Source organism: Microbacterium paraoxydans, from assembly GCF_019056515.1.
Taxonomy (GTDB): Bacteria; Actinomycetota; Actinomycetes; order Actinomycetales; family Microbacteriaceae; genus Microbacterium.
This window is the reverse complement of sequence record NZ_CP064873.1, coordinates 1,245,075-1,270,308: the sequence shown is the minus strand read 5'-3', so window position 1 is coordinate 1,270,308 and position 25,234 is coordinate 1,245,075. Positions and strand designations below refer to the sequence as shown.

The window sequence follows — 25,234 nt, the reverse complement described above, 5'->3', positions numbered from 1 at the left end:
TCTCCTCGAGCGGCGGTCTTCGGTCAGGCGCGGAGCGCCTCGTGGCGCACGACCAGCCAGCCCGCGGGAACCGACAGCCGATCGGCATGCGGGGCGCACAGATCATGCGCCTGCGGGTCGTTGGCCGCGCCGAGCGGGCCGAGCGCGGCCATCTGGTCGCCGTAGTCATATGTGAGGGTGGCCACGGCCTCGCGCGCGCAGCCGACCTTCGAGCACAGTCGTCCGTCCATCACCGTCAGCGTACGGCTCCCGGCCGCGCGGGCGGCGGTGCCGCGCCGGGCGGGTACGCAGCGCCTAGACTTTCGGCATGCCCCGTCGTCGATCCGCCTCCGTCTCCGGTGTCCGTCGCGGCGCGCGACACGGCCGGCACGGACGGCTCGGCCGCAGCGAGGTCGTGAAGCCCCCGCTCGCCCCGCTGGACGGGCGCATCGACCGCTTCGACCTCACCGTCGGGACCGCCGTCGAGTTCCTCCGCGGCACGTGGCCGGAGCTCCAGGACGTCCGCTTCGAGATCGGTGCGCTGCCGAGCGCCGAGGCCGACGGCGTGGTGCCCCGCTGGCACCTGGACCGGGACCGGCGGAGGATCGTGCTCTTCCGCATCCCGATCGAGCGCCTCCTTCCCCCCGGCCACGACGACGCCACCCATCGCCGGCTGGCGATCGAGAGCGCCGTCTTCCGTGCCGCGGCCGAATACGTCGGCCGCGAGCCGTGGGACCTGGGGCACGATCACTGAACGCGCCGCCCGCCCTGCTCAGGGATAGACGGTGATCGAGTTCTCCACCCCGGCGGGCGCGGGGACCGGCAGGACCGCCAGCGCCCCGGCTCCCGTCAGCGTCACCGCCGCGTGCACCGGCCCCGCGGGCTGGAGCAGGTAGGACCGATCGGCGCGGACCTCGACCGCGCGGGTGCCGCCGGCCGGAACGGTGATCTCCTGCGGAGCGTCTCCCTCGATCGTGCGGAGGGTGACCGTGACCTCCTCGTCCGCGGGGTTGGCCAGCTGCAGCTTCGGGCTCGGCCCCGCGGGGACCGCGAAGGCCACCTCGGTGTCGATCTGCGGTGCGGGCGTCACCCAGGCGAAGTCGGAGTCCGCCCCGAAGCCGTCCTGCTGCCGGACTCCGGCGACGACCGGTGCGTCCGCATCGATCTCCACGGTGTAGGTCCCGGGCTCCAGTCCGCTCAGCGACACCTGCGTCGGCTCGTCCGCGGTGAGCGGCACGACGAACTCGTCGAGTCCGGCGGCACCGCTCTGCCCCGTGACCCGCACGCGCGCCGTGGCGTCCGCTCCGGGGGCGAGCAGGCGGAGGACGGTCATGTCGCCCTGGTCGCCCTCGGTCTCGAAGGCCTGCACCCCCGGGAGGACGAGGTGCTGCTGCGGGCCGGCGACCGCCTCCTGCTGGTCCGCGCCCACGGGGTCGAGCACCCGCATCAGGGCGGACTGCAGCACGGCACGCACGGGGGCTCCGACGGCGCTGACCTTGACGACGGGCACGTCGTTGCCCGCCGCGACGGAGGTCAGCGGAAGGGCGGTCTGCGTGCGCGGCGGCACGATCACCGTGCGGCCGCCCCGAGCGGTCCCGTAGACGGCGAGGGTCACGGTCGCCGCGACATCGGAGGCGTTCGCGAGCAGGACGACGTCCTCCGCGCCGGTGCCGACGGACCCGCCGATCAACCACGACTCCAGGCGCGGCACGCCGCAGGGCGAAGCCGCGAGGCCCGCGAGGTCGTCGGCGGCGAGCCTCACCGACTCCGCTCCGGCGATCAGGGGCGCCGACCGGCCCTCCACCGCGCCGGTGAGCACGGGGACGTCGTCGCCGTCCACGAGGTCGGGGGCGGCGAGCCCGGACGACGTCGGTGCACCCGACGTGCCTCCCGCGGTCACCCGTGGCGTGCCCGCGGCGCGCATCTCCAGCGGCGCCGCCGTGTTCCGGCCGAGGGCGCGGAAGTCGCCGGAGCACAGCAGGACGCTGTCCCCGGGAAGCGGCGTCACCTGTTCCTGTGCAGGCTCATGGGTCACCGTGGGCCACGGGGCGTGCACCGCCGCGACCACCCCGACGACGCACGCCGCCGCGACCACGACGCCGGTGGCGAGGCGCGCGCTCGTGGCGACGACTCGGAATGCGCGCGTGCCGGTCATCGGTCCTCCTCCGCCGTGCGGGCGTCGTCCTGGCGTGCGGCGACCGGGCCGCCGTGCGCGTCGGGAGCACCCGTGGTGTCGTCCTCATCCGCCGCCTGCGGCGGATCCGCGCCGTCGTCCCCTGGTTCGGCGTCCGCGATCGGGGCAAGGGCCTCGTCGCGGAGAGCCGGTTCGTCCTGCGGGTCCTCCACGGCACCCACCGGGGGCTCGTCCACGGTCTCCGGCTCGCGATCCTCGGCGTGCCGCGGGAGCACCAGCGGCTCCTCGGGCGCTCGGCCGACGATGCGGGACCGCGCCCGCGCGGCGCGCCGCGACGCACGGGTCGGGATGGACAGCAGCAGGGCGGCGAGGACGACCAGCAGCTGGACGGTCACGACGAGGCGCGCCGTGCCCTCCGCGCTCCCGCTCAGCTCGGCGGGCGCGGCGGGCTCCCCCTCGAGACGCCACAGGACGCCGCGGTCGGTGGACCCGGCCTGCATGAGACCGGCGCGCTGGTCGATGGCCGCCACGGACGCGGTCCGCAGCGACCGGGCCCGATCCCCCTCATCGTCCACCGCCGCGAGGAGCACGTAGCTGATCCCCCGGTCGAGCAGTTCCGAGGGCGCGTCGAAGTCGCGGGCCGAGATGAGGTCCACCGCGAGGGTGGAGACGTCGTCGCCCTGGGGCTCGACCGCGGTCGAGAGCATCGTCGTCTGTGCGCCCAGGGTCTCACTGGCGCCGTGGACGACCTCGACGGCGAGCCCGCCGTCGTTCTGCGGCGTGAGGATGAGGGTCGCGACGGGCTGGTCTCCGGCCGCCTGTGCGCGCACGTACGCCGGAAGCGTCGATTCGGGACCGTTGGTCAGCGCGGATCGATCGGTGTGGAGCGCGGTGAGGGCAGGTACGGCGCAGGCGACGAGTGCGAGAGCCGCCACACCCGTCGCGGCGACGCGGAGCCGAGGCAGCGGGAAGGCCGTGTCCAGGGTGACCGTCGCGGCGCCGACCACGCCGATCCACGCGAGGCTCAATCCGGTGCCCGGCCAGATCGGGACGGCGGTGCCCTGCGTGAAGGCGACGCTGACGCCCACGGCGAGGAACGCGGTCGCCAGGCCGGTCAGGGCGACGACCAGGAGAGTGATGCCGGCGCGCCACCGCGGGGACACGGCGGACCCGAGGGCGAGCAGCGCGAGCGGAGCGCACAGCAGTGCCGCCCAGGTGCCGGGGACGACCGTCGCCCAGCCGGCGAGATCCTCGGTCGGGAACCCGGTGGCGAGGGCGAGACGCCCGGCGGCATCGGCCGCGGCCTGCGGCCCGAGCCAGGTCAGCCCGGGGTCCGCGAACAGGCCCAGGGGGGTGCCGTGGGCGAGCTGCCAGAAGATCAGCGGCGCGAACAGGGCAGCCGTGGGCAGGGGCAGCCAGAGGAGGCGGCCGGCGCCGCGGAACTGCGCGGTGCCGAGCACGATCCCGAGCGCCACGACCCACAGCACGGCGAGCGCCGGCGCGAGCACCGGTGCGCACGCCACGACGGCGGCGAGGAGCAGGGACGCGCTGCCGGCGGCGCCCCAGGAGCGGTGTGCGACGACCGCGGAGTGGAACAGCCACGGCAGCAGCAGATGCACGAGGACCGCGGCCGGTCGGCCGTCGACGAGCGCGGTGAGGAAGGTCGGCGCGAGGGCCCACGCGATACCGGCGAAGATGCGCAGACCGGCACGATCGGTGACCCGGGTGGCGGCGAACCACCCGCCGAGGACGGCGAGGGGAAGCGCGAGGATCCACAGCAGGACCACCGCGAAGGAGGGCGCACCGGGCCACAGCGAGCCGAGCAGGGCGACGACGGCGGCGAACGGATCGGCGGGGCCGACGACGTCGAGACCGACCCCGCGCATCCCCCAGGCCGCGTCCCGCCACAGCGCGCCGACCGTCTCCCGCAGCGGAAGCAGGCCGCCCCCGCCCAGCGCCGGCCAGGCGAGGAGGCTGGTGAAGGAGGCGATGCTCACCACGAGAGCGGCCAGGACCGCCCACGCCCCGCCGCCGGAGAAGAAGCGGAGCTCGCTGACGGCTCCGTGCTCGCTGCCGTGCCCGTCGTCGAGCCGGCGTCGCAACTGCGACGGCGTGACCCGCAGCGGGGCGATGCTCGCCCAGGTGGAGGAGCGGAAGGACCGGATCCGAGCCCGCGATCGGGCGACGGCCCCGAACCGGAGCATGGCGGTGAGGGCGGCTCCCCACTCCGGGAACACCGCCTCCGGCCGCTTGCCGACGAGATGGGCGAGGGAGCGCCAGAGCGCGAGGGGCAGGAAGGTCAGCCAGTGCAGGGGGACTGCGGCCGCCGGGGCGTAAGCGAGACGCCGATGCAGTTGCGCGAGACGGGTGACGAAGGCACGGCGGGATCGTCCTGTCGGCAGTGCCGCCGGACCGTCCGGAGCGGCGGAGACCCGCGCCGCCGGGGCGAGCACGACCCGACCGCCTCCGAGCCGAGCGCGCACGCCGAGATCGAGACCCTCGTCCGCGCCGGCCAGGGCGGGGTCGGGGCGCAGGGCCTCGCGCACCTCGCCGCGGATGAGCAGGCCGCGGATGTCGGCGCCGAGAGCGTCGTCCATCCGATCGTGCTGGCCCTGATCCAGCTCCCCCGCCGCGAGCTCCACCGCGCGGCCGAAGGTGGTCATGCTCACACCCAGGGACACGATCTCGCGGTCGTTGTCGGTGGCGACGAGCTTCGGCGCGACGATCGCGGCGGACGGCGAGCGCTCCAGCATGCCGGTGAGGCGCTCCAGGGCGCGCGGGTGCGGCGCGGTGTCCTGCGCGAGGATCCAGATCGCGGAGCCGTCGAGGATGCGGGGGCGCGCCAGGTCGATGGCCTCTGCGAAGGACGTCGAGGGCCGCGCCTCGATGATGCCCTCGACCGTGGCGGCGACCGCTTCGCTCTCCCGAGCGGTGGCGGCGTCGCCGCACATGATCAGCGTGACGGCCGCGGGCGGGACGGTCTGGGCGCGCACGGCGTCGAGCGTGCGGAGAAGCTGGGCGCGTGCGGAGGGGCCGGGGCGCGCGACGATGAGGGCATGAACTCGGGCTGGCATGACGTGGTCAGCCTATGCGCGCTGTCACGCCGGGTAGCGCACCGCTCCCGGCGCGCCCACGAAGCCGCGCGGCGGAGAGGCGTCAGCTGGCGCGGCGCTTGAGCTTGCGACGCTCGCGCTCGGAGAGGCCGCCCCAGATGCCGAAGCGCTCGTCGTTGGCCAGCGCGTACTCGAGGCACTCGCCACGCACGTCGCACGAGGTGCAGATGCGCTTGGCGTCGCGCGTGGAGCCGCCCTTCTCCGGGAAGAAGGCCTCGGGGTCGGTCTGCGAGCACAGGGCGTCGCTCTGCCACGCGAGCGCGTTGTCGTCGTCCGGGTCGGACCGGCGGACCCCGGGGACACCGAGGTTGACCGGATCGACGAACCAGTTCTCCGGCACATCGGAACGGTATCCCGTCATCTCGACCTCCAACCCTTCAAAAACCGCCCCCCTGGCGGGCCGTGCTCACCTAATTACACCCGTGTCATTCGCTCCGGTCAAGTCGCGGATCGTAAACCCTCAAGCGATTCTTGAAGGTTCATGGACGTCTCTCGGCGTGTCGCGCCCGCGCGGATCAGTGCCCGGGGGTGGCCACGAAGGCCTCCCCCGTGCCCGAGAGCGTCAGGCGGCGCTCCTCGGCATCGGCGAAGGCGACCGCACCGACCCGGAGCGCGATGTCCGCTCCCGACTCCGTGGCCACGCGGACCGCACCGCCGGTGGCCAGCACCATCGTCGGGCCGTCCACCTCCACGGCGATCGGCTCACCGTCGAGGCGCACCCGGCGGAGGGCGAAGTCCGGCACCGGCACGGAGTACGTCGTCACGGCCTCGTCGCCCTCCGGCCGCAGCACCGGCACCTCGCCGGGCGTGGTGTCCAGGATCGCGAGCAGCTCCGGCACGTCGATGCGCTTGGGCGTCAGGCCGCCGCGGAGCACGTTGTCGCTGGCCGCCATGATCTCCACGCCGAGACCGGAGAGGTACGCGTGCAGCAGGCCCGCCCGCAGGAAGACGCCCTCGCCGCGACGCAGCACGAGATGGTTCATGAGCAGAGCGACCACGACCCCCGGATCTCCGGGCGAGGTCTCGGCGATGGCGGCGACGGCGCGCAGCGACGGGTGCTCCTGACCCGCGGGTCCGTCCGCGGCGCGGCGGACGGCGGCGATGACCTCGTCCACCGCGGTCTGCGCCTCTCCCCCGAGCAGCCACCCGATCGCGTCTCCGAGCGGGTCCGCCGCGCCCGTGAGCCGCTCGCGCAGGGACCGCACCCCCGGGACGTCGTCGAGGGCGTCGAGGAGACGCAGGGTGTCGGCGACCGGACGCAGACCGCTGAGCGATTCGAAGCGCTCGCTGAGGGCCACGAGGAGCTCCGGCTTGTGGTTGTCGTCGCGGTAGTTGCGTCGCGGGTCGTCGAGCGGCAGGGCGCTCTCCCGCGCCCAGCCGGCCCTCGCCTGCTCCTTCGTCGGGTGCACCTGGATCGACAGCGGCCGCGCGGCCGCGAGCAGCTTCAGCAGGTAGGGCAGCGTGCCACCCGTCACCTCGTCCAGCGTCCCTCCGCCGTCGAGGTCGGCGGGGTCGCCCGGGTGGTCGCCGAACCACACCTCGGCCTCCGGCACCCCGGACGGCTCGCGCCCTTCGAGTTCGGCGAGGAGCGACGGCGACCCCCAGGCGTAGTCGCGGGGCACGTTCGTGAGGCTGCGCAGCATGCCCCCAGCGTAGAGCCCGGGGCGACGGACGGGTCGGATCCGGGCCCGTCGAGGTAGCCTGAGTCGCGATGGCCCAGTACACCAAGCACCCGGTGGCCGCCCCGCCCACCGCGCCCGAGCGCGAATCCACGGGGCACCTCCTGCTGCGCGGGTACGTGATCGCCGTCCTCTTCGTGGCGTTCGCCCACTCCGCGGTCTACAACCTGCTGGGAGAGGTCGGCGCGGCGATCACGCTCGCACTCTTCACCGCGGCCACGCTGGCGATCGGGATCCCGATGCTCGCCCGGAACCGTCCGCAGCCGTTCCGCTGGCGCCGGCTGCCGTGGGCGGCCCTCGGCTACGCGGCCCTCGCCCTCCTCTCCGTCGTCTGGTCGCAGTGGCGTGTGCCGACCGTGGCGACGGGCGTCCTGTTCGCCGCGGTCACCGTGAACGGCCTCTTCATCGCGCACGTGCTCACGTGGCACGAGATCGTCCGCGCCCTGTCCTCCGCGTTCAAGTGGATCCTGGGGCTGTCCCTCGCCCTCGAGCTCTGGGTCTCGCTCGTCCTGCACGGCCCGCTGCTGCCGAACTTCGTCGACCTCCCGCCGGGGAAGATCGACCCGCAGTGGTACTGGGTCCGCGACAACCTCTTCGACGGAGGGCGCATCCAGGGCATCCTCGGCAACGCGAACCTGCTCGGCATCGTGTCGCTCTTCGCCCTCATCACCTTCGGCGTGCTGTTCGCGGCGAGGTCCCGCTGGCGCACGACGCTCGCGCTGTGGATGCTGCTGGCCGCGTACTTCCTGTTCCGCACGGCGTCGGCCACCGCCCTCGCGTGCGCCGGGGCCGCCGCCGTCGTGCTCCTCGTCGCCCTGCTCATGCGGCGCGCCGCCTCACCGGGCGCGCGCACCCGGATCTACGTCATCGCGATCGGGTCGATCGCCGTGGGCGCCCTCGTGCTCTGGCTGCTGCGCGAACCGCTGCTCGGCCTGCTCGGCCGCAGCGCGGATCTGACCGGCCGGTCGAGCAAGATCTGGGAGAAGGTCCTGGAGCGCGTCGCGGAGCACCCCGTGATCGGCAACGGGTTCTCGAGCCCCTGGGTGCCCACCGACCCGGCATTCGACGGCTGGATCGTCGACCACGGCATCACCGTCTTCCACGCCCACAACATGTGGTTGGACGTGCTGCTGCAGCTCGGCATCGTCGGCCTCGTGCTGATGGCCGTCGCGTACGGCAGCCTGCTCTGGCGCTCCTGGTTCTTCGCCGTCGACCGGCCGCGATGGGATCTCGACGCGCATCGCCCCTACTCTCCGCTGACGCTGCTGCCCAGCCTGTTCACCGTCGTGCTGCTGGTGCAGGGGCTCACGGAGTCCACCCCGATCATGCTGTGGGGCTGGCTGCTCCTGGTGCTCCTGTCCTTCAAGCTCAAGTCGGTGCCGCTGGTCGGCGTCGGCGAACGGGACCTCGTCTTCGAGCGCGGCGCGACGCCACGGCGGGTGCCGTGACGACGGGGCATCGCCTCGCCCGCCTCCTCGGCTCGGCGGAGATGGCCAGGGCGTTCACGCTCGCGGCGCTGCTGGCGGTGTTCGGCTCGTTCGCGATCGAGCGGATGACGTCGGCGGTCACGCTCGCCACCGTCATCACCGCGCTCTGCCTGCTCGGCGCGGCGATCCTGTGGGTGCGGCGGGAGGAGCTGTCCGCGCTGCGGATCGCGCCGTCCTCGCTGCTGGCGTTCCTGGCGTGGGCGCTCGTGAGCCTGCTGTGGACGACCGACCGCTCCGACACGATCCTGGGCTGGCTGTCGCTCTTCGGCTACGCCTTCCTCGCCATCACCATCGGGCACGTCCGCGACACCCTGCAGACCGTGCGGGCGCTGGGCGACACCCTCCGCGTGCTCCTCGGCATCTCGCTCGGGGTCGAGATCCTGTCCGGGATCCTCCTCGACCTCCCCTTCGCGTTCCTCGGCATCCAGGGCAACCTCGCGGCCGGCGGACCCATCCAGGGCCTGTTCGGCAGTCGCAACATGCTCGGCTTCATCGCCGTGCTCGCCCTCATCACGTTCGTGATCGAATGGCGCACGCAGTCGGTCGACCCGCCCCTCGCCGTCGGCTCTGTCGCCCTCGCCGGCGGCCTCGCGTTCCTGTCCGCGTCGCCCACCGTGCTGGTGCTCGCCGGCGCGGTCGGGGTGGTCACGGTCGCCCTCACCATCGTCCGCCACACCCCGCCGGCGCGTCGCAACGTCGTGCAGTGGGCCCTGGGGGTGCTCGTCGCGCTCGCCCTCACGGTGGCGTTCGCGTTGCGCCACCAGATCATCGCCCTCCTCGACGCCGGGTCGGACTTCTCCATGCGCGCAGAGCTGTGGAACATGATCCTGGACTTCGTCGCGGTCAAGCCGATCACCGGGTGGGGGTGGTTCGGCGACTGGGCGCGCGGGGAGTACCCGTTCACGTTCATCAACTTCCAGCTCGACGACCGCCACCAGAGCGCGCTGAACGCGTTCTTCGACGTGCTGCTCCAGCTCGGCGCCGCGGGTCTGGTGCTCTTCCTCCTGCTCGGCGGCATCGCGCTGATCCGCTCGTGGCTGGTCGCGAGCGTGCGCCGCTCGGTCGTCTACGCGTGGACGCCGATCACGCTGGTCACCCTAGCGGTCGACTCGATGTTCGAGAGCTTCACGCTCGTGGACGCCGGCTGGTTCATGCTCGTGCTGTGCGCCCTGCGGGCCGGACAGTCCCGGTCGTGGCGGGAGAACATCGACGCCGCCCATACGGGCGCCATCCCGACGCTGCGCCCGCAGGAGTGAGGCGTCGGGCTCAGCGGACCGTCGGGAGCTTCTCGGCCCAGGCCAGCGCGTCGCGCACGCCGTCGTCGACGGAGCGCTCCGCGCGCCAGCCCAGCACGTCGCGCGCGCGCTCCACGACCGCGAAGGCGCCGGCCTGGTCCCCCGGCCGCCGCTCCGTCTCGACGACCGGCAGCGGGGCGCCGGTCACCCGCTCGAACGCCTGCACGAGCTCACGGACGGTGACCCCGTCGCCGGTGCCGAGGTTGATCACCCGGTAGGGCTCGGTGGGCGTGGCGACCTCGTCGAACCGCGTCACCGCGGCGACGTGCGCCAGCGCGAGGTCCCAGACGTGCACGTAGTCGCGCAGGCCCGAGCCGTCCCTGGTCGGCCAGTCCGTCCCGGTGATCGTGAAGGGCTCGCCGGCCGCCCGCGCCTGCATGATCTTCCCGAGCGCATGGGTCGGCCGGGGGTTCTGCAGGCCGGTGCGTAGCTGGGGGTCGGCGCCGATCGGATTGAAGTAGCGGAGAGCGATGGCGCGGACCTCGCCCGCGGCTGCGGCATCGGCGAGGATCTGCTCGACCATGGCCTTGGTGGTGGCGTACGGGCTGGAGGGAGCGATGCGGCCGCTCTCGTCGACCCCGTCCCCCGTCTCCCCCGCGTAGATCGAGGCCGACGAGCTGAAGACGATGCGGTGGATGCCGGCGTCGCGGAGACGACGGAACAGGACGATCGACCGGCCGACGTTGGTGTCGTAGTACCCGAGCGGGTCCGCCACGGACTCCGGCACCACGACACGCGCGGCGCAGTGCACGACCGCGTCGATGTCCGGATGATCGCCCAGCAGCCGATCGAGCACCGCGGCGTCGGCGATGTCGCCCACGTACAGGTCGCGCCCCGCGCCGAAAGCGGCGAGGCCCGTGGACAGGTCGTCCAGCAGCACGACCTCGATCCCGGCCTCCAGGCACGCGGTCGCCACGGTCGATCCGATGTAGCCGGCCCCGCCGGTGATCAGTACCTTCATCGCGGTCAGTCTAGCCAGGCGCGTCGTGCGCGCAGGCGGGGCTCTCCGCAGATCCGAAGGAGACCAACGGTAGGCTACTCACTGCTCGTCGAGTCGCGCGCTGCCCTCCGGCAGCGGCTGCGGCACCAACAACGGAGAACCTCCCTGTGGCCCACGTCCTTCAGAACGTCGTCTTCCCGCTCGATCGCGACCCCGACCTACTCCCGCTGTACGCCGACCCCGAGACGTGGTCCGTGATCGAGGACGAGCCGGTCCGCGTCTCCAGCCGCGCACATCTCGGCAACATCCTCGGCCGCCACCGCGCCCGCATCGTCGCCGGGCGCCGGGTCTCGCTCGGCACCTACTTCAATGCCTTCCCCGCCTCCTACTGGCAGCACTGGACCAGCGTCCGGGAGGTCCGCCTCACCGTGCGCACGACCGGCCCGGCGACGGTCCTCGTGTACCGCTCGAACGGCTCCGGCGTGCGTCAGCGCGTGGCCACGCGCGAGGTCACCGGCGAGGCGACGACCTCCTTCGACCTCGACCTCACCCAGTACAGCGACGGCGGCTGGATCTGGTTCGACATCGTCGCGGACGAGAAGCCCGCCGTCCTCGAGGGCGCCGAGTGGACCACTGAGCAGGAGCCCGCCCGCACCGGCAAGGCGTCGCTCGGGATCACGACCTACAACAAGCCCGACTACTGCGTCGAGACGCTGCGGGCGCTCGCGGCGTCGCCGGACGCGCTCGAGTTCGTCAACCGCATCTTCCTCGTCGACCAGGGCACGCAGCTCGTCGCGGATCAGGACGGGTACGCCGAGGTCGCCGAGCGGCTGGGCGAGACCCTCCAGGTCATCCGGCAGGGCAACCTCGGCGGGTCCGGCGGCTTCGCCCGCGCGATGCACGAGGCCCTCCAGCGGCCGGAAAGCGACTTCGTCCAGCTGCTCGACGACGACGTGCGCATCGAGCCGGAGTCCCTGCGCCGTTCCATCGTCTTCGGGCAGTTCGCGACCACGCCGGTCCTCGTCGGCGGGCACATGTTCGACCTCCTCGACCGCCCCAAGCTGCACGGCTGGGCCGAGGTCGTCGACGAAGAGCCGTTCATGTGGCGCAACCTCTACCAGGAGAAGATGCCGCACGACTTCGGGGCCGCCAATCTGCGGCAGTCCCCTCTCCTGCACATGCGCATGGACGCCGACTACAACGGCTGGTGGATGTGCCTGATCCCGCTCGACGCCGTCCGGAAGGTCGGGCTGTCGCTCCCCGCATTCATCAAGTGGGACGACGCGGAGTTCTGCCTGCGCGCCGGCGAAGCGGGCTTCGCGACGGTGTCGATGCCCGGAGTCGCCCTCTGGCACGTGTCGTGGGTGAACAAGGACGACTCCATCGACTGGCAGGCCTACTTCCACGCCCGCAACCGCATCGTCGCCGGCCTGCTCCACTCGAACGCTCCCCGCGGCGGCCGCCTGCTCGTGCACAGCCGCCGGGTGGACCTCAAGCACCTCATGATGATGCAGTACTACCCCGTGGCCCTGCGCGCGAAAGCACTGCGGGACGTGCTGTCCGGCCCCGACCACATGCGCCGGAACCTGGCCACCGCGATGCCGGCCGCACGGGCTCTGGCCGCCGAGTACCCGGAGACCGTGGTCCACCGCGATCCCGCCCGGGTCCTGCACTCCCGCCACGGGCGCCAGGTCTACAAGCGGCTGCGGCGGCACGAGTACGACAGCCCCACCGGGTTGCAGCTCCGTGTGTTCACCCTGCGGACGCTGCTGTCGCACTGGATGCATCGACCGGACCCCGCGAACGTCGCCCAGCCCGAGGTCGAGTTCGGCAAGGACGACGCGCACTGGTGGCGGGTGCCGCACTTCGACAGCGCGCTCGTCAGCGCCGCAGACGGCTCCGGGAAGAACATCTACACGCGCGATCGCGCCAAGTACCGCCGGATGCTGCTCGAGACAGTCCGCCTGCACGCCGAGTTGCGCCGACGGTGGCCCGAGCTCCAGCGGCAGTATCGGGAGGCGCTGCCCGAGCTTGTCTCGCCGTCCTCCTGGCAGCAGATCTTCGAGGAGAAGGCATGACCGTCGAGACCCCCGTGTTCGACCCCGCGAGCACGGCGATCGTCATCGTGACCTTCAACCGGTCGCACCTGCTGTCGGGACTGCTGACGAGCATCGCCGCGATGGACCCGAAACCGGGTCGCGTCGTCGTGATCGACAACGCTTCCTCGGACGACACCACGGACGTCGTCGAGTCCTTCCGGGACGACATCGGCACGGAGATCGTCTATCGCCGGCTCGACGTGAACACGGGCGGATCCGGTGGCTTCAGCGAGGGCATGCGCACCGCCTACGATCTCGGCGCGGAGTGGATCTGGATGATGGACGACGACGTGGAGGTCCTGCCGGACGGCCTCGCCCGCATGGGGGCCTGGGCCCCCCGGTTCAAGAGCATCCAGGGCCGACGCTATGACTACGACGGCAGCGAGTTCTACTGGCAGTACCGTATCGCGGAGCGGATGGGGATCCCGATTCCCTTCGCACCGGCCGGCTTCGATTCCTCCGGCTACAAGGAGATGAACAGCGGCTGCTTCGAGGGCATGTTCATCCATCGCTCGATCGTGAAGCAGATCGGTCTCCCCGACCCCCGGTTCTTCATCTACTGGGACGACCAGATGTACGGCTGGCTCGCCTCGCGCCTGACCACCGCGGTCATCGTGGACGAGTTCGTGCTGCGCCGCACCCGCGAGATCCGGCAGTGGGACATGGGCATCCGCCACATGAACGCGTCCAGCAACGCGTACCGCTACTACATCATGCGCAACCGCGCTTTCATCAAGCAGTACTACCGCGTGCACGGCGTCTACAACCCCGTGCTCTTCGGCCTCGGGACGACCGCCACGTTCTTCAAGGAGCTGATCCGTCTCGTCTTCGTCGAGCGCACGGTGCGCGGCACGAGCAACCTGCTCCGTGGTCTCCGGGACGGCGGGCGCATCGGGCGCGACCGCACTTGGCAGCCGATGAGCCCCCTGGAGGCCTGAGATGGTGGAACCGCAGCCCGAGGTGCGGTGGGCGCCGCTTCCGCCGCGCCCCCGGAACCGCGGACGCATCTGGCTGATCGTCGGCCTCGTGGTCGCGGCCCTCGCGATCGTCGGGCTGCTGCTCTTCTTCCTCCTCCCCCGTGACGGCGCCCCGGCGCCTGGCGCGAGCGCGAGCGCCTCGCCGTCCGCCACCGCCTCGTCGACCCCGACGACCGCGCCGTCGTCCCCGACCGCGCCGTCGGGAGCCGCGACGCCGGAACCCACGCCCATCACCACGCCTCCGCCTGTCGGCGACCCCTCTCTCGAGGTCTTCCGGGACAAGGTCGGCGGGTGGCTAACGGCCGCCGAGCGCGGCCTCGACATCGTGGACGAGAACCGGAACCAGGACGCCCTCCCCGTCGTGGACTCCCTCCAGGAGGACGCCCAGCGGTTGGGCGACGCGGTCCCCCCGTCGTCCATCCAGGACGCCTGGCGCTCCGGGGTCGAGACCTACGCGGAGCGCCTCACCGCCCTTCGGACGGCGCTCGAGAGCGGTTCCGGCATCTCCGGCGCTCTCGACAGCGCCCGCTCCGCGGTCGCCGAGCTGAGCAGCGTCGCCGGGTTCTGACGTCGCCCCCGTCCGCCCGCGCCGCGGGGCCGGTCAGACGGCGTAGTCGGCGTTGTAGCGGTCCAGCACCTCGGCGATCGGCGCGTCCAGCGCGAGCGTGCCGCGGTCGAGGTAGAGACCGCGCGTGCAGAAGCGCCGGAGGTCGCGCTCGTTGTGGCTCACGAAGAACAGGGTCCGACCGTCGGAGAGCAGCTCGTCGATGCGCTTGTAGCACTTCTCCCTGAACGCCTTGTCGCCCACCGCCAACACCTCGTCGACGAGCAGGATCGGCTCGTCGAGCTGGGAGACGACGGAGAACGCCAGCCGTACCTTCATCCCGTTGGAGAGGTGCTTGTAGGGCGTCTCCTCGAACCCGGCGAGCTCGGCGAAGCCGATGATGTCGTCGTAGCGGCGCGCGATCTCGTCCTTGGCCATGCCGTGCAGCCCTGCCGTGAGCCGCACGTTCTCCCGCACCGTCAGGTCGCCGACGAAGCCGCCGGTGATCTCGATGAGGGGTGCGACGCCGCCGTTGACCCGCACGCGCCCCTCGTCCGGAAGCAGGACGCCGGCGACGAGACGCAGCAGCGTCGACTTGCCCTGTCCGTTCCGTCCGACGACGCCGATCGACTCCCCCGGCTGCACGGTGAACGAGACGTCGCGGAGCGCCCAGAACTCCCCGGGGCGCGACCGGCGGGAGGCGCCGCCGAAGAGATCCTTGAAGCTCCGCCGCCCGCGCCGGTTGCGCCGGAAGCGGACGCCGAGACCCTGGACATCGATCGCGGCGTCCATCACAGCTCCTTCAGCACGGGGCGCTCGAGACGCCGGAACGCCCAGACGCCCAACGCGAGGATCAGCAGGCACATCGCGACGCTGACGGCGAGGGTGAACGGGTTCCACTGGTCGGGGAAGAACGGCATGCGGTAGAGCATGAAGATGCCGGCGAGCGGGTTGAAAGCGCCGAGGGTCTGGAAGATCCCCGGGAGATCGGTGACGTTGTAGATGATCGGCGTCGCGTAGAACATCGCCCGCAGGATGAGGGCGGTCGTGCGCTCGAGGTCCGTATACAGCACGCACAGCGGCGCGACGAGCAGGCCGAGGCCGACGAGCAGCACCGTCTGCATGAGGACGGCGACCGGCAGCCACAGCACGCCCCAGCCGATCTGCACGACCTGGTCGGCATGGCTCTCGAACAGCAGGTTGACGACGATGAACAGCACCAGGACCGGCAGCGAGAACAGATATTCCATGCCCTTGCTGAGCACGATGCGGTTGACCCAGATCGAGCGGGGGATCGACGTCGAGCGGACGAGTCGCGCGTCCTTCTTGAACGCGCGGGTGAAGTCCGACACCGAGCTGTTGAACCATACCCACGGCAACAGCGCGCTGATGAGGAAGATGATGTACGGCTCCTCGCCGACGTCGCGCCGGAACACCTGGGTGAAGACGAACCAGTAGATCGCGCTCATCACCAGCGGATCGAGGACCGACCACAAGTAACCGAGGAAGCTGGTCGCATACCGGACCTTGAGGTCGCGGGCGGACAGCAGCCACAGCGAATGCAGATAGCGCCGGGGCGTCCCGGGCGCCCCGACAGCAGCGTGACTCACGGTTCCGAGTCTAGGAGAGAGTGTTGTTCCAGAGCGACAGCGCCGACCCGATGGCCATGTGCATGTCGAGGTACTGGTAGGTGCCGAGGCGGCCTCCGAAGTGCACGTCCTGCTCCCCCTTCGCGAGCTCGCGGTAGGCCAGCAAACCCTCACGGTCCGTCGGGGTGTTCACCGGGTAGTACGGCTCGTCATCGCGCTCAGCGAAGCGCGAGAACTCCCGCATGATGACGGTCTTGTCGGACTCGTAGACGTCCTTCCGCTCCGGGTGGAAGTGCTTGAACTCATGGATCCGGGTGTAGGGCACGTCCATGTCCGGGTAGTTCATGACGCTGGTGCCCTGGAAGTCGCGGACGTCGAGGACCTCCTGCTCGAAGTCGAGCGTGCGCCAGCTCAGCGCCCCCTCCGCATAATCGAAGTACCGGTCGACAGGGCCCGTGTACACCACGGGGACCTGGCCGACGGTCGCCGTCTTGCTCAGCGGCTGGGACTCGTCGAAGTAGTCCACGCCGAGCTTCACCTCGATGTTCGGGTGATCGGCCATGCGCTCCAGCCACGCCGTGTAGCCGTCGGTGGGCAGGCCCTCCCAGGTGTCGTTGAAGTACCGGTTGTCGTAGGTGTAGCGCACGGGCAGGCGGCTGATGATGTCGCCGGAGAGCCTCTGCGGGTCGGTCTGCCACTGCTTGGCGGTGTAGTCGCGGAAGAACGCCTCGAACAGCGGGCGGCCGACGAGGGCGATGCCCTTCTCCTCGAAGTTCGCCGCGGACTTCACGTCGAACTCGCCGGCCTGTTCCTTGACCAGCGCGCGGGCCTGGTCGGGGGTGTACGCCGCCTGGAAGAACTGGTTGATCGTCCCGAGGTTCACCGGCATGGGGAACACGACGCCCTTGTGCGTCGTGTAGACCCGGTGCACGTAGTTCGTGAACGACGTGAAGCGGTTGACGTACTCCCACACCGTCGCGTTCGACGTGTGGAACAGGTGCGCGCCGTAGCGGTGCACCTCGATCCCGGTCGCCGGCTCGGCCTCGCTGTAGGCGTTGCCGCCGATGTGCGAGCGGCGGTCGATGACGGTCACCTTACGGCCCGCTTCCGCGGCGCGCTCGGCGATGGTGAGGCCGAAGAAGCCGGAGCCGACGATGAGGAGGTCCATGCGTGATTCTTTCCTGTCTGGAGCCCCAGCCGGGGACCCGTCGCGGCAGCCCGTTGGAGGCAGCCGTTGGCCCTCCCATGCTACCCGTGACTGCCGTCGGCACCGGTCAGGGGCGTCCGCCCGCGCCCTCACTTCGTATGCTGAAGGGACGATGACGATAGATATCATGCTGCCCTTCTGGGGGGACCCGACGCTGCTGCGCCAGACCGTGGAGTCCGTCCGCGCGCAGACCGACGGCGACTGGCGCCTCACGGTGATCGACGACGCCTACCCGGACCCCGCGGTGGCGGAGGCCTTCGCCCGCCTCGACGACCCGCGGATCCGGTACCGGCGGCATGACGAGAACGTCGGCATCATCGAGAACTTCCGGGAGAGCGTGCGTCTGGCCGACGCCGACCATCTGGTGGTGCTGGGCAGCGACGACCTCCTGCTGCCGGGCTACGTCGCCGCCGTCCGCGCCGCCATCTCCCGCCATCCGGACGCCGCCGTGGTCCAGCCGGGCGTTCAGGTGATCGACGAGAACGGCGCGCCGTCGCTGCCGCTCGTCGACCGGGTAAAGCAGCGGATGCTGCGACCGGACACCCGTGCCGGCGACGTCGAGCTGAGCGGGGAACGGCTCGCGACGAGCCTGGTGCGGGGCAACTGGCTCTACTGGCCGTCGCTCGTATTCCGGACCGACGCCATCCGTGCGCACGACTTCCGCGACGACCTGCCCATCGTCCTGGATCTGGCGATCCTCCTCGACATCGTCTTCGCGGGCGGATCGCTCGTCGTGATCGACGACGAGGTCTTCGCCTACCGACGGCACACCGAGAGCGCGTCGCAGAAGGCCATCCTCGACGGTTCCCGCTTCCGGGACGACCGCCGGTTCTTCCTGGAGACGGCGCGACGGGCCGAGGAGCGCGGCTGGACGACGACCGCCCGCGCGGCCCGGGCCCGGGTGTTCGCGCGCCTGCATGCCCTGACGACGGTGCCGACCGTCATGCGACGCGGGGACGCCGAGGGCCGCCGCGCCCTCTGGGCGCACATCCTGCGCTGATCAGCGCCGGACGGCCGACCCCCACGCCCGCAGCAGCATCACGCGGGCGCGGAGCACCGCCCCGATCCCGCGGGGCCGGGACGGGGAGGCGTTCGCATCGTGGATCCGCCGCCGGATCGTCGGGGCCTCGATGTGCGTCATGGTGCGGTGCGCGTTGCCGACGAGCGCGATCCAGAGATCGTGGCTCTCGTCGAGGTACGACGGGAACGGCAAGACCCGGTCGAGGGCGTCCCGGCGGATCGCCATGGCGCAGCCGTAGTACGGCGCCATCCCGGCGAGGATCCGCAGCGCGTTGCGCACGCCCTGCCGTGACCATGCCGCCCGCAGCCGCCAGGGCCGGCGGGTGATCGGGTTCGGGAGCGGATCGTCGGAGCCGAGCAGCACCAGATTGGACGCCGCGACCGCGGAGTCCTCGAGCGCAGCGAGGAACAGGGCGCGCCGACCGGGGATCCAGACGTCGTCCTGATCGGACAGCATCACGACGTCGCCCGTGGCCCGGCCCAGCGCCTCCTCGAAGGTGCGGACGTACCCGCGGTTGTCTCCCCGCGCGTGCACCCGGATGCGCGGATCGTCGAAGCCCGCCAGCACGTCGACCGTGCCGTCGGTCGAGGCGTCGTCCACGACGACCACCTCGTCCTGGGGCTCCAGCTCCGCGAGGATCGACTCGAGCTGCGGCGCGAGGTACCGCTCGCCGTTGTACGTGGCCATGCACACGCTCACCCGGATCGCGCTCACGACGCGGCCTCCTTCGCTGGTCTGCGCAGCTCGGCACGGAGCACGAGCACCTGATACCCCGCGACGCACAGCTCCGACACCGCCACCGCCCACGCCACCGCCGGCACGGATCCGGCCGCGGCGAAGAGGAGGATGAGCGGAGCGCCGACGAGCGCACCGATGAGCGTCGAGACGGCCAGTGCGCGCACCCGCCCGACGACGACCAGGCAGGAGTAGCCGACGATGGCCGCCGTGGCGATGCCGATGAAGGCGACGCCGAGCGGCAGCGACACCTCCCAGGGGACGGTGATCGCGCCGACGGAGAGGATCGTCGACGCCCACGGGCTCAGCACCGCGATGCACGCGCCGCCGATGATCCCGATGACGACGGCGGCGCCGGCGGCGATCCGCGCCCGGTGCCGGTAGTCGGCCTCCGGGTCGGGCACCCACCCCTGGAAGAACTGCTGGATGGGCAGAAGGGCGATCGAGGCGTACTTGAACAGACGGTCGGCGAAGGCGTACATCGGCTGCAGCGCAGGGAGGAACGCCTGCACGGCCACCATCGGCAGGGTCACGTAGAGACCGCTGACGAGCGTGGCGGAGACGGCATGACGCTGTCCGCCGAGCACCACCCGCAGCGGCACCCGGCTGTGCGACGAGGCGGTGGAGCCGCGCAGGACGGTCACGGCGTCGATCACGACGGCGCCGACGAAACCGAGTCCCTGGGCGACCAGATACACCCACAGCTCGCCGGTCAGGACGGCGCCGACGATTCCGACGACGGCCCCGAGGACGGTCGGCAGCGTGTCGCAGAGGAGCAGCCGCAGGGGCTTGCCCTCCCCCGTGAAGTACCACGCCGCCCCGAGATTCGGCAGCAGGTACACCGCGGCGCCGAGCACGGAGACGAGGACGTCGCCGCGGGTGAGCAGGGCGAGGATGAGCGCGATCACCGGGAGCACGAGCAGGTAGAGCAGGGCGCGAGCGCGGAGGGACGTGCGGTAGAAGGCCTGCCGCCCCTCGACGGGGATGCCGGCGACGGTCGCGGCGCCGGTCGCGCCCCAGCCGAAGGCCACGAGGATGCCGCCGAACTGCGACACCGTCTGGATGAGCGCGAGGGTGCCCCAGGTGGTCTTGCCGAGAGAGGCCGTGAGGAGCGGGATCGAGATGATGCCGATGAGGGTGACGACGCCGACCGAGACGGTGAACCCGCTCAGGCGGCCGGCCGCGGAGCGCACGGCCCCGCTCACGCCGGCTCCTGCGCGATCACGGGTGCCGTCCACCGGATCTCGGCGGCGACGGGGGCGAGCGCCGCGGGCATCCGGCCCATCCGTCCCCGGAACGCGGCGACGGCCGCGGCTCGGTACACGCGCAGCAGCGCCCGTCGTGGCTGCGCGACCCAGACGGCGTTGACGAAGTGGATGCCGTCGAGGAGGGAGTCCCGGATGATCTGGCGGGGAGCCACGAGGAGGTACTCGCGGTTGAGCACGATCCGGTTCCGGAGACGGTAGAAGTAGCGGAAGGGGGTGCTCAGGGTGATCTCGGGCGGGATGCCGGGCAGCCGCACCGTGCGTCCCCACAGCTCACGGCGGTACTTCGCCCCGAGGGCGTGCTCCATCCGCACGCCGCCGGCGGCGAGGACCCGCCATCCGCGGCGGCGCAGCCGGAGCTCGAACTCCGTGTCGACGAGATCGATGAAGAAGTCCTCGCGCAGCGCTCCGACGGCCTCGACCACCGGCACGGGGAGGAGCATCCCGGACTGGATGACGTTGGCGGCGTCGCCGTAGGGCGCCTCGGGCCCGCGCTGCTGCCGCACCCCGGCGAAGAACTCCGGGACGACGACGCCGACGCGGGCGCCCGCCGCCGTCGCGGCGTCGTGGGCCGCGAGCAGCGCGGCCACGAAGCCCGGCTCGATGTGCGAGTCCTGGTCGAACGTCAGCACGAACCCGGCGCCCGCCTCCTGCGCCCTGGCGATGCCGTCGTTCAGCGCCGCGGCGATGCCGTCGTTGGCGGGGCGTCGCACCACCGTGGCGCCGTCCGCGGCGAGCGCCGACAGCACGGGGTCGGAGGTCGGGCCGGAGCCGTCGTCGACGACGATCACGCCGTCGACCTGCGGGGCGACCGAGGCGACCGCCTCTCTCGCGGATTCACCGGGCCGGAAGGTCGAGAAGACGGCCCAGACACGCGAGGCGCTCATCCGAGGCGCACCGGACGGGGGACGGAAAGCAGAGACTCCAGCATGGCGCCTTTAGACTAGCCTCATTCGCTGATCGACCCCGCAGACCCGGAAGGCCCTCTCGTGTCGACCTCCCCGTTCGGCACCATCGTGCTGGCCGCCTACTCCCCCGATCCGGAGCTCTTCCGTCGTCAGCTCGCCTCCCTGCGGGCACAGACGGTGGAGAACTGGGAATGCGTGATCTCGGTGGACGGCGATCCCGCGCCCGTCGCCGCCCTGGTCGAGGAGATCACCGAAGGGGACGGTCGCTTCCGGATCGTCGGCGACGGATCGCGGCTGGGCTTCTACCTGAACTTCGAGCGCGGCCTCCTCGCCGTGTCCGAGCGCAGCACGTGGATCGCGCTCTGCGACCAGGACGATCGCTGGGACGCCGACAAGATCGAGCGTCTGCTGCCCCACCTCGACGAGGTCTCGCTCGTCTCCGCCCAGGCGCGGATCGTCTCGTACCCCTCCGAGAAGGAGACCGAGCGCACGGCCCGCCGCGATCACGGCCCGCTCTTCACCCTCCTCTCCAACGAGTTCACCGGCTCGCTGTGCCTCTTCGCCCCGGAGCTGCTGGCGACCGCCCTCCCCTTCCCCCGCGCCTCGACGAGAGTCGCGACCCACGACCACTGGCTCGCAGTCGTCGCGGCGGCCCACCGGGGCACGCGCATCGTCGACGACGTCGTGCAGGACTACGTGCAGCACGACGCCAACGTCTTCGGCGACCCGAGCCGGCTCGGCGGCGGCAGCATCCGCCAGTCGGTGCGCAACATCCGCGACCAGGCGGAGCGCTACGAGGGCTCCCGCTCCCCGCGGGCGATCGCCCGGATGACCTTCTGGACCTATGTGGGCTGGCGACAGCTGCTGGTCGACACGCTCGATCGACGGATCCCGGCGTCCCGCGTCGACGCCCGTCGTGACCGGATCTTCGGCGACGACCGTCGGTTCCGCGCGGCATCCGCCCTGCTCCGGGTGGCGCGGCGGCGTGGCATCGTGCCGGCGCGCTTCGCGCTCGAGTATCGCGCGAGCTGGCTGTGCGGAGCGGTCAGCGGCGGGCGCCGCGCCGTCCGTCGTGCCGTCGACGCGACCGGCGTCTGACGGCGGAGCTCAGTCGCGCTCTCCCGGCGCGCTGCGCTCCTCGAGACTCGAGGTCCGCTGCTCCAGCCGCTCCAGCTGAGTGCGCAGGATCGCCGACTCCTCCGCGAGACGGCGGGTCTCCTCCTCGACCTGGCTGAGCTCCCAGGACAGGTGCAGCGCGACCCCGAGCAGCAGCAGGATCGCCGTCGCGAAGAGCAGGTTGGACGGCACCTGCACGCCGAGGAACGCCGTGAGACCGGCCAGGAGCCCCGGGAAGAGCCCGACGATGAGCACCGAGACGGCGATGATGAGCCACAGCACCGCGTACTTCTCGCGGAGCCGTCGCGTGAGCAGCATCCAGAGGACGATGACGAGGATGAGGACGGCGAGGGCGATGCCGACGAGGACGATCATGCGCGCGGTTCTCCCTTCCGCGAGCCGGTGCGTCGCATCGCTGCCAGCAGCAGGGCGAACACCGACCTCAGCAGGTAGACGGTGGAGCCGAGCGGACCCTGGCTGGGGGTGCCGTGGGCGCGGGGACGCATCGCGACACCGACCTGAGTCACCGTGAGGCCGGAGTGCAGCGCCGCGACCAGCGAGTCGAGCGTGTCGCCGAGGTACTCCGCGGGGTAGTACCGGACGTACTGGTCGATGGCCCGCGCGTTGGCGGCGCGGAATCCGCTCGTCACGTCCGTGAGCCGGGTCTTCGCGATCCGCGAGACCACCGAGGCGAGGAAGACCATCGCCCACCGGCGCGGCCCGCGGACGGAGTAGTCGCCGACGTCGGAGAAACGCGCGCCGATCGAGATGTCCGCCTTCTCGAGGCCGCCGAGCACCCGCTCGATGTCGCCCGGGTCGTGCTGCCCGTCCGCGTCCACCTGGATCGCCGCGGCGTACCCTTCGCGCGCCGCATAGGTGAACCCGGTGCGCATGGCCCCGCCCACGCCCAGGTTGAACGGCAGCGACAGGACGGCGGCGCCGGCCTCCCGTGCCGCCGCGGCGGTGGCGTCGGTGGAGCCGTCGTCGATCACGACGACGTCGTAGCGCGACGACGCGGCGCGGATCTCGCGGACGGTCGTCCCGACGTTGTGCTCCTCGTTCCACGCGGGCACGAGGACGAGGACACGGTTCGCACGTGTCTTGTCGGTCATGTCAGGATCTCCGAGTTCAGCCCAGACCGCACGCGGTCACTTCGTACAGTCTGGCATCGCCTTCGCTGTCGACCAGACGCACCACCCCGGAATCCTCCAGCTCCTCCAGGCCCGGGAGCGGATGCGAGCCGTTGTGCACCTCCCGGTCGCCGAAGTCCAGCACGAAGCCGACGCCGGTCTCGCGGAGGGCATCGCACACGTCGGGCTGCGTCTCGGCGTCGGCGAGATGGTCGTTCACCGTCTGGGCGTCCTCGGAGACGTCCACGAGGATGTGCGGCATGAGCACCTCGCGGCCGCCGATCGCATAGGCCAGCGCGGTGCCCGTGTAGGGGTTCCCCGCGATCGTCTCCCCCGCCGGCACGTGGGCGGGGAGTCGTTCGAGCAGCGCCATCTCATCGGCACTCACCAGTGCGGAGTCGTCGTCCAGCGCGAACCGTCCGTGCGCCTGCTCCACGGCGTGCGGCAGAGCGGGCAACGGCAGCAGGACCGCGCCCACGACCGCCAGGGCCGCGCCCGTGAGCGTGCGGACCCTCACGGCCTCGGGGCGCGCCGCCGCCCAGCGTCGTGCCACCGCCTCGACGGTGCGCGCGACACCGAACGCCGCGAGCGGGACGAGCGCCACGCCGAAGACGGCGGCGAGCCGCGGCCAGTTGTTGTACCAGCTCCCGGTGAGCGCGTCACGGAGCGTGCCGAACGGCGAGGCGATGACGATCACGAACAGGGCGGCGCCGATGATCCACGACGCCACCGTCACGAAGATCGGCCCGGTGCGCTCCCGGACGGCCCACACCAGACCCAGCAGGATCGCGAGGGCGACGCCGATCGACACCGTGCCGTAGAACATCGACACCTGCGCCACCTCCTGCACGGCCTCGGCCGGGCTGAGCGCGGTCGGCCACAGGCGCGTGGGCAGCGGCGGGCGGAGGATCTTGAGCAGCAGCAGCCCCAGGCCGAGGTACGCGAGCACTCCGACCACCAGCCCGATGCGTGCCCGACCCGCGGGGTGTCCGCGCCAGAAGCGGACGGCGAAGACGCCGACCATCGGGACGGACAGCGCCAGCCACGCGACGAACCCGCCGGGGTGAGCGAGGGCGACCCCGGGGATCGCGCCCAGGAGGACAAAGCCCCACCAGCCCGGCGCCCGCTCCCCGGCGCTCGCCCCGATCCCGAGCAGGGAGGCGGTCGCGGCGAGCGCGACCGGGGCGAGCGCGAGCGCGAGCTGGAACGGGTAGAGCACGCCGTAGTCCATCGGGAGCAGCGGGAACATCGGCACCGACGCGCTGACGAGCGCCGCGCTGACCGTGACGGCCGCGGTCGCCCCGGCGAGCACCCGCGAGAGCAGCACGGCGCCGAGCGGCCACAGCACCGCGGCGATCACGAGCGTCTGCGCATTGACCACGGCGGGGATGCTCGCGCCGCTCAGCTGGACGACGATGGCGGCGGTGGCGTGCCAGACCGACGGGTAGAACGGCACGCCGCCGTTAGGGCTCGTCATCTGGCCGAGTTGAAGGGGCGAGGCGGCGCCGGTGTCGAGGATGTAGCGGATCGCGTTGAGGTGGAAGACGTTGTCGAACGTCTGGGAGATCGCCGTCGGCGCTCCGATCACGGAGAGTGTCTGCCCGCCGATCACGATCGCGGCGAGGACCAGGGCGAGCACCGTCCACCACGGCGAGAAGGAGCGCGGCGCCACGGGGCGCGGCGTCGTCCTGCGTCGCACGAGCAGCACGCCGGCGCCGATCACGACCGCAAGGACGAGGCTCGGAAGGATCGACCACCCGAGACCGAGCCATCCGGCGACGACGCTCGCGCCGCCGATCACGGTCGTCGCGAAGGCGGGGGCCGCGGCGACGGCCCAGAGTCCCCGGAGCCCGATCACCCAGGCGAGCGACCCTCCGAGAACCGCGTACACCGCGAGGAGGACGACGGCAGGCCACAGCAGTTCGAGCATTCCCATTAGTTCCAGATCTCTCGAGGACAACCGGATCAGGATATCCCGGGGCCATGGCGATCCCCTGCGTGGTCCGGCGGGACGCC

General features: G+C 71.8%; 23 protein-coding genes. 8 read left to right on the top strand and 15 right to left on the bottom strand.

Annotated elements, in window-relative coordinates; genetic code table 11:
- Positions 1-23: 23 nt before the first annotated feature.
- Positions 24-230: a DUF3499 family protein gene (locus IZR02_RS05945; protein WP_025103036.1), complete on the bottom strand. Its 207-nt coding sequence runs from the start codon at positions 228-230 to the stop codon at positions 24-26.
- A gap of 77 nt (positions 231-307) precedes the next feature.
- On the opposite strand from IZR02_RS05945, the gene IZR02_RS05940 reads away from it, so the two are divergent.
- Complete coding sequence (locus IZR02_RS05940) at positions 308-733, top strand: hypothetical protein (protein WP_025103035.1); 426 nt, start codon at positions 308-310, stop codon at positions 731-733.
- 18 nt (positions 734-751) lie between these two features.
- Here the strand turns inward: IZR02_RS05940 and IZR02_RS05935 are convergent, their stop codons facing one another.
- The 4 genes from IZR02_RS05935 to manA form a co-directional block, all read right to left on the bottom strand.
- Positions 752-2,134 carry a DUF5719 family protein gene (locus IZR02_RS05935; protein WP_025103034.1) on the bottom strand — a complete coding sequence of 461 codons (1,383 nt, stop codon included), beginning with the start codon at positions 2,132-2,134 and terminating at the stop codon, positions 752-754.
- Positions 2,131-5,187 carry a glycosyltransferase gene (locus IZR02_RS05930; RefSeq protein WP_025103033.1) on the bottom strand — a complete coding sequence of 1,019 codons (3,057 nt, stop codon included), beginning with the start codon at positions 5,185-5,187 and terminating at the stop codon, positions 2,131-2,133. Before IZR02_RS05930 ends, IZR02_RS05935 begins: the two co-directional genes overlap by 4 nt.
- 82 nt (positions 5,188-5,269) lie before the next feature.
- Positions 5,270-5,587, bottom strand: coding sequence for a WhiB family transcriptional regulator (locus IZR02_RS05925; RefSeq protein WP_025103032.1), 318 nt, complete (start codon positions 5,585-5,587; stop codon positions 5,270-5,272).
- Positions 5,588-5,741: 154 nt separating this feature from the next.
- The gene (gene manA, locus IZR02_RS05920) at positions 5,742-6,869 is read right to left on the bottom strand and encodes a mannose-6-phosphate isomerase, class I (protein ID WP_025103031.1); all 1,128 of its coding nucleotides are present in this window, start codon (positions 6,867-6,869) and stop codon (positions 5,742-5,744) included.
- Between the two features lie 68 nt (positions 6,870-6,937).
- On the opposite strand from manA, the gene IZR02_RS05915 reads away from it, so the two are divergent.
- A complete protein-coding gene (locus tag IZR02_RS05915; RefSeq protein ID WP_025103030.1) occupies positions 6,938-8,353 on the top strand; it encodes an O-antigen ligase family protein in 1,416 nt (471 codons plus the stop codon).
- The gene (locus IZR02_RS05910) at positions 8,350-9,648 is read left to right on the top strand and encodes an O-antigen ligase family protein (RefSeq protein WP_231729425.1); all 1,299 of its coding nucleotides are present in this window, start codon (positions 8,350-8,352) and stop codon (positions 9,646-9,648) included. Before IZR02_RS05915 ends, IZR02_RS05910 begins: the two co-directional genes overlap by 4 nt.
- A gap of 10 nt (positions 9,649-9,658) precedes the next feature.
- On the opposite strand, the gene galE is transcribed toward IZR02_RS05910, so the two are convergent.
- Complete coding sequence (gene galE, locus IZR02_RS05905; protein WP_025103028.1) at positions 9,659-10,648, bottom strand: UDP-glucose 4-epimerase GalE; 990 nt, start codon at positions 10,646-10,648, stop codon at positions 9,659-9,661.
- 146 nt (positions 10,649-10,794) lie between these two features.
- Here galE and IZR02_RS05900 point away from each other — a divergent pair, with 146 nt between their 5' ends.
- Genes IZR02_RS05900 through IZR02_RS05890 form a run of 3 tightly spaced genes read left to right on the top strand, consistent with a single transcriptional unit; the run spans position 10,795 to position 14,271 of the window.
- Complete coding sequence (locus IZR02_RS05900; protein WP_062766503.1) at positions 10,795-12,705, top strand: glycosyltransferase; 1,911 nt, start codon at positions 10,795-10,797, stop codon at positions 12,703-12,705.
- Positions 12,702-13,664, top strand: coding sequence for a glycosyltransferase family 2 protein (locus IZR02_RS05895; protein WP_062766500.1), 963 nt, complete (start codon positions 12,702-12,704; stop codon positions 13,662-13,664). Before IZR02_RS05900 ends, IZR02_RS05895 begins: the two co-directional genes overlap by 4 nt.
- Position 13,665: 1 nt before the next feature.
- Positions 13,666-14,271 (top strand): hypothetical protein, encoded by a 606-nt coding sequence (locus tag IZR02_RS05890; protein WP_062766497.1) that lies wholly within the window; start codon positions 13,666-13,668, stop codon positions 14,269-14,271.
- A 33-nt stretch (positions 14,272-14,304) separates the two neighbouring features.
- Here IZR02_RS05890 and IZR02_RS05885 read toward each other — a convergent pair whose 3' ends face one another.
- The 3 genes from IZR02_RS05885 to glf are packed head-to-tail and all read right to left on the bottom strand — an operon-like array spanning position 14,305 to position 17,004.
- Positions 14,305-15,039 (bottom strand): ABC transporter ATP-binding protein, encoded by a 735-nt coding sequence (locus IZR02_RS05885; protein WP_025103024.1) that lies wholly within the window; start codon positions 15,037-15,039, stop codon positions 14,305-14,307.
- Positions 15,039-15,857, bottom strand: coding sequence for an ABC transporter permease (locus IZR02_RS05880; RefSeq protein ID WP_217316578.1), 819 nt, complete (start codon positions 15,855-15,857; stop codon positions 15,039-15,041). Before IZR02_RS05880 ends, IZR02_RS05885 begins: the two co-directional genes overlap by 1 nt.
- A 10-nt stretch (positions 15,858-15,867) precedes the next feature.
- A complete protein-coding gene (gene glf / locus IZR02_RS05875; protein ID WP_062766491.1) occupies positions 15,868-17,004 on the bottom strand; it encodes a UDP-galactopyranose mutase in 1,137 nt (378 codons plus the stop codon).
- Between the two features lie 166 nt (positions 17,005-17,170).
- Here glf and IZR02_RS05870 point away from each other — a divergent pair, with 166 nt between their 5' ends.
- Positions 17,171-18,043: a glycosyltransferase gene (locus IZR02_RS05870; protein ID WP_254385429.1), complete on the top strand. Its 873-nt coding sequence runs from the start codon at positions 17,171-17,173 to the stop codon at positions 18,041-18,043.
- On the opposite strand, the gene IZR02_RS05865 is transcribed toward IZR02_RS05870, so the two are convergent.
- From IZR02_RS05865 to IZR02_RS05855, 3 genes are read right to left on the bottom strand one after another with little or no spacing between them, the layout of a single operon-like run.
- Positions 18,044-18,778: a glycosyltransferase family 2 protein gene (locus IZR02_RS05865; RefSeq protein ID WP_231729423.1), complete on the bottom strand. Its 735-nt coding sequence runs from the start codon at positions 18,776-18,778 to the stop codon at positions 18,044-18,046. It abuts the gene before it with no gap.
- Positions 18,775-20,004: a hypothetical protein gene (locus tag IZR02_RS05860; protein ID WP_126894200.1), complete on the bottom strand. Its 1,230-nt coding sequence runs from the start codon at positions 20,002-20,004 to the stop codon at positions 18,775-18,777. Before IZR02_RS05860 ends, IZR02_RS05865 begins: the two co-directional genes overlap by 4 nt.
- Positions 20,001-20,951: a glycosyltransferase gene (locus IZR02_RS05855; RefSeq protein ID WP_062766482.1), complete on the bottom strand. Its 951-nt coding sequence runs from the start codon at positions 20,949-20,951 to the stop codon at positions 20,001-20,003. Before IZR02_RS05855 ends, IZR02_RS05860 begins: the two co-directional genes overlap by 4 nt.
- 102 nt (positions 20,952-21,053) lie before the next feature.
- Between IZR02_RS05855 and IZR02_RS05850 the strand changes: the two genes are divergently transcribed.
- Entirely contained in the window at positions 21,054-22,070 is a 1,017-nt protein-coding gene (locus IZR02_RS05850) for a glycosyltransferase (protein ID WP_062766479.1), read from the top strand.
- 9 nt (positions 22,071-22,079) lie between these two features.
- Here IZR02_RS05850 and IZR02_RS05845 read toward each other — a convergent pair whose 3' ends face one another.
- The 3 genes from IZR02_RS05845 to IZR02_RS05835 are packed head-to-tail and all read right to left on the bottom strand — an operon-like array spanning position 22,080 to position 25,148.
- Positions 22,080-22,463 carry a DUF2304 domain-containing protein gene (locus IZR02_RS05845; protein WP_062766476.1) on the bottom strand — a complete coding sequence of 128 codons (384 nt, stop codon included), beginning with the start codon at positions 22,461-22,463 and terminating at the stop codon, positions 22,080-22,082.
- Positions 22,460-23,200 carry a glycosyltransferase family 2 protein gene (locus IZR02_RS05840; RefSeq protein ID WP_062766473.1) on the bottom strand — a complete coding sequence of 247 codons (741 nt, stop codon included), beginning with the start codon at positions 23,198-23,200 and terminating at the stop codon, positions 22,460-22,462. Before IZR02_RS05840 ends, IZR02_RS05845 begins: the two co-directional genes overlap by 4 nt.
- Before the next feature lie 16 nt (positions 23,201-23,216).
- Positions 23,217-25,148 carry a DUF6541 family protein gene (locus tag IZR02_RS05835; RefSeq protein ID WP_062766470.1) on the bottom strand — a complete coding sequence of 644 codons (1,932 nt, stop codon included), beginning with the start codon at positions 25,146-25,148 and terminating at the stop codon, positions 23,217-23,219.
- Between the last annotated feature and the right edge of the window lie 86 nt (positions 25,149-25,234).

Coding starts and splice junctions, on each gene's coding strand:
- IZR02_RS05945 (WP_025103036.1), bottom strand. CDS start 230: ATGGACGGACGACTGTGCTCGAAGGTCGGCTGCGCGCGCGAGGCCGTG.
- IZR02_RS05940 (WP_025103035.1), top strand. CDS start 308: ATGCCCCGTCGTCGATCCGCCTCCGTCTCCGGTGTCCGTCGCGGCGCG.
- IZR02_RS05935 (WP_025103034.1), bottom strand. CDS start 2,134: ATGACCGGCACGCGCGCATTCCGAGTCGTCGCCACGAGCGCGCGCCTC.
- IZR02_RS05930 (WP_025103033.1), bottom strand. CDS start 5,187: ATGCCAGCCCGAGTTCATGCCCTCATCGTCGCGCGCCCCGGCCCCTCC.
- IZR02_RS05925 (WP_025103032.1), bottom strand. CDS start 5,587: ATGACGGGATACCGTTCCGATGTGCCGGAGAACTGGTTCGTCGATCCG.
- manA (WP_025103031.1), bottom strand. CDS start 6,869: ATGCTGCGCAGCCTCACGAACGTGCCCCGCGACTACGCCTGGGGGTCG.
- IZR02_RS05915 (WP_025103030.1), top strand. CDS start 6,938: ATGGCCCAGTACACCAAGCACCCGGTGGCCGCCCCGCCCACCGCGCCC.
- galE (WP_025103028.1), bottom strand. CDS start 10,648: ATGAAGGTACTGATCACCGGCGGGGCCGGCTACATCGGATCGACCGTG.
- IZR02_RS05895 (WP_062766500.1), top strand. CDS start 12,702: ATGACCGTCGAGACCCCCGTGTTCGACCCCGCGAGCACGGCGATCGTC.
- IZR02_RS05890 (WP_062766497.1), top strand. CDS start 13,666: ATGGTGGAACCGCAGCCCGAGGTGCGGTGGGCGCCGCTTCCGCCGCGC.
- IZR02_RS05885 (WP_025103024.1), bottom strand. CDS start 15,039: ATGGACGCCGCGATCGATGTCCAGGGTCTCGGCGTCCGCTTCCGGCGC.
- glf (WP_062766491.1), bottom strand. CDS start 17,004: ATGGACCTCCTCATCGTCGGCTCCGGCTTCTTCGGCCTCACCATCGCC.
- IZR02_RS05870 (WP_254385429.1), top strand. CDS start 17,171: ATGCTGCCCTTCTGGGGGGACCCGACGCTGCTGCGCCAGACCGTGGAG.
- IZR02_RS05855 (WP_062766482.1), bottom strand. CDS start 20,951: ATGAGCGCCTCGCGTGTCTGGGCCGTCTTCTCGACCTTCCGGCCCGGT.
- IZR02_RS05845 (WP_062766476.1), bottom strand. CDS start 22,463: ATGATCGTCCTCGTCGGCATCGCCCTCGCCGTCCTCATCCTCGTCATC.
- IZR02_RS05840 (WP_062766473.1), bottom strand. CDS start 23,200: ATGACCGACAAGACACGTGCGAACCGTGTCCTCGTCCTCGTGCCCGCG.
- IZR02_RS05835 (WP_062766470.1), bottom strand. CDS start 25,148: ATGCTCGAACTGCTGTGGCCTGCCGTCGTCCTCCTCGCGGTGTACGCG.